This window comes from Streptomyces milbemycinicus (assembly GCF_002154605.1).
Classification (GTDB): Bacteria; Actinomycetota; Actinomycetes; order Streptomycetales; family Streptomycetaceae; genus Streptomyces; species Streptomyces milbemycinicus.
In genome coordinates this window covers 1-3,038 of record NZ_MUNE01001147.1, presented here as the reverse complement: position 1 = coordinate 3,038, position 3,038 = coordinate 1, and the positions used below count along the sequence as shown (strand labels likewise).

The following is a 3,038-nucleotide window of genomic DNA, read 5'->3' as shown; positions in this document are numbered from 1 at the left end:
TACAGCTCGTACCAGCGGTCGGCGACATCGACGAGGTAGTCGCGCAGCAGACCGGCCGAGACCGGGTCGCCGACCGCTGGTACGAGCTGTATGAGGGGCGCTCCACGACCCCCGAGGAGATCGACAAGCATCTCGCCGAGATGCCGAGCGACGACCTCGCCCCGCCGCGCGGCGTGTTCCTGGTGGCCCACCACGACGGCGAGCTCGCGGGCTGCGCGGGCGTACGGCTGCTGGACGGCGGCGGTACGGCGGAGCCCGGGCTCCGCCGTACGGCGGAGCTCAAGCGGATGTTCGTACGGCCGGCCAAGCGCGGCCTGGGCGCGGGCGGCGTGCTGCTCGCGGCGGCCGAGGCGGCCGCGCGTGAGCTGGGCGCCGGGCGGATCGTGCTGGAGACGCGGCTGGATCTGCGCGAGGCGCGGGCCCTGTACGCACGGCACGGGTACGCGGACGTGCCGCCGTTCTGCGAGGGTCCGTACTCGGAGGTCTGGCTCGGCAAGGAGCTCGGCGAGGAGCTGGGCAAGGAGCTCGGCGACCGCATCACCGGCTGACCGCATCACCGGCTGACCGCGTCACCGGCTGACCGCCGAAGCCGCGGCCCCCCGCCGGGTGTGCCCACCCGGTGCAGCCGCTACGCCGTCCGCGGCGGTCTCGGGCGGCGTGCGTCGCCGCCGTCGTCCGGCTGTTCCGCGTCCGAGCCGCACAGTTCCCGGTTCAGCACCTGCACCAGCTCCATCAGGTCGGTCGGCCGGTCCGGGGACCACCAGTCGCCCAGGAGCTCCGCCAGCGACTCCCCTCGGGCGTGGTAGAGCAGTTCCGCCACCCTTCGTCCTTCCTCCGTCGGCACGAGCGACACCCCGTCCCGTGCGCCCAGCCGGCACTCCTCGATCTGCCGGGCCGCCTCCATGATGACCCGCAGCGGCGCGGTCGAGCGCTCGGCCAGCTGGAAGGGCTCGACCGCGCCGTAGTGGGTCATCCGCAGCAGCATCCAGCTCGTGGCCGGTCTGAGGTCGAGGCCGGCGCGTTTGGCGATGTCCTCGTAGACCTGTTTACGGCCCTCGCGGCTGCCCAGCAGCGAGAGGGCGCGGGCGACCTCATCGTGTGAGGAGCGCTCGACGGGGTTGCTGGCGACCACCTCGCCGGCCTCGGGCGCGGTGACGCTGGCCCGCAGCGGTTCCTCGTGCAGGAACCAGGCCAGGACGAAGGCGATCACCACGAACGGCGCCGCGTACAGGAACACATCGGTGATGGAGACCGAGTACGCGTCCAGCACCCTCTCGCGCAGCCCCGGCGGCAGCAGCCGGACCCCTCGGGGGTCGGCGCTCAGTGCGCTGGGGTCGACGCCGGGGGGCAGCGGCTGTCCGGCCAGCACATTGGCGAGGTGGGGAGCGAGGCTGTTGGCGAAGATCGTGCCGAAGACGGAGACGCCGAAGGAGCCGCCGATGGAGCGGAAGAAGGTGTTGCCGGAGGTGGCGACGCCGAGGTCCTGGTAGCGGACGGAGTTCTGCACGATGGTCACCAGGACCTGCATGACCAGGCCGAGCCCGAAGCCGAAGACGAAGAAGTACACGCTGGTCTCGGCCACGCCGGTGGACGGCCGTAGCTGGTGCAGAAGCAGCAGGCCGATGGCGGTGATGCCGGTGCCGAGGATCGGGAAGATCTTGTAGTGGCCGGTACGGCTGACGACCTGGCCGGAGCCGGTGGAGGCGAGCAGCATGCCGAAGACCATCGGCAGCATGTGAACGCCGGACAGGGTCGGGCTGACGCCCTGTACGACCTGCAGGAATGTCGGCAGGTAGGTCATGCTGCCGAACATCGCGAAGCCGACCACGAAGCCGATGACCGAGCAGAGCGCGAAGGAGCGGCTGCGGAAGAGATACAGCGGCAGCACGGGTTCGGCGGCGCGCCCCTCCACCCGTACGAAGGTCACCAGCAGCACCAGGCCCAGCAGCGCGAGCCCGACGATCTGCCAGGAGCCCCAGGGGTAGGTCACACCGCCGAGGGAGGTCATCAGCACCAGCGCGGCGGCGACGGAGGCGATGAGGAGGGTGCCGAGGTAGTCGATGGTGTGGCGGGCGCCGCGGACCGGGATGTGCAGAACGGTGGCGATGACGGCGAGGGCGATGATGCCGAGGGGGATGTTGATGTAGAAGACCCAGCGCCAGCTGAGGTGGTCGACGAAGAGCCCGCCCAGCAGCGGCCCGAGCACGCTCGTGGCGCCGAAGACCGCGCCGAAGAGCCCTTGGTAGCGGCCGCGTTCTCGGGGCGTGACGATGTCGCCGACGATCGCCATCGACAGCACGATCAGCCCGCCGCCGCCCAGCCCCTGGAGCCCGCGGAAGACGATCAGCTCCGGCATGTTCCGGGCGAGCCCGCACAGCGCCGAGCCGATGAGGAAGATGACGATGGCCGCCTGGAAGAGCTTCTTGCGCCCGTACTGGTCGCCGAGCTTGCCCCACAGCGGGGTGGCGGCAGTCGAGGCGAGCAGATACGCGGTGACGACCCACGACAGATGCGACAGTCCGCCGAGGTCGCTGACGATCGTGGGCAGGGCGGTGGCGACGATGGTCTGGTCGAGGGCGGCGAGCATCAGGCCGAGCAGCAGGGCGCCGATCGCCACGAGGACCGTACGCCTCGTACGGCCCTCCCCCGGGCCGAGCGCCACGGGGCCCGGGGCCGGGGTCGAGGGGCTCGCGTCCTGCGCCATTGTTGACTCCGTACCTTGTCAGCGCGCGGCAACCCGCGCGCGGGCCTCCGCGCTCCGTCCTCGACCAGCCGCCGACTCGTCCTCGACTCGTCGCCTTCGTCCCGGTCCGCGTTCTTCACCCCCATCCTCGCCTTTATGGACCGTTACGGCCTGCCGAGAAGGCCCACACTCATTGGGAAGCGCTGCGCGGAACATGACAGGCTCTGCATAATCGCTGCGACTCCAGGAAGGGAAAGACCCGTGACGGCAGACCTCTGCCCGCACTGCTTCGCGCCGGCGCGCGCTGCACACGCGCAACCGGGGCGGCCGTTGTCGCGCGCCGGCGCGAAGCAGT

At 71.1% G+C, this 3,038-nt stretch carries 2 protein-coding genes; one reads left to right on the top strand and one right to left on the bottom strand.

The features are described from left to right. Positions 1–26: 26 nt before the first annotated feature. Positions 27–548, top strand: a complete 522-nt coding sequence (locus CCN51_RS51715; protein WP_086861280.1) for a GNAT family N-acetyltransferase — start codon at positions 27–29, stop codon at positions 546–548. A gap of 80 nt (positions 549–628) precedes the next feature. Here CCN51_RS51715 and CCN51_RS51710 read toward each other — a convergent pair whose 3' ends face one another. Next, on the bottom strand, positions 629–2,704 hold the full coding sequence (locus CCN51_RS51710) for an MDR family MFS transporter (RefSeq protein ID WP_014180094.1): 2,076 nt from the start codon (positions 2,702–2,704) through the stop codon (positions 629–631). Positions 2,705–3,038 lie beyond the last annotated feature (334 nt).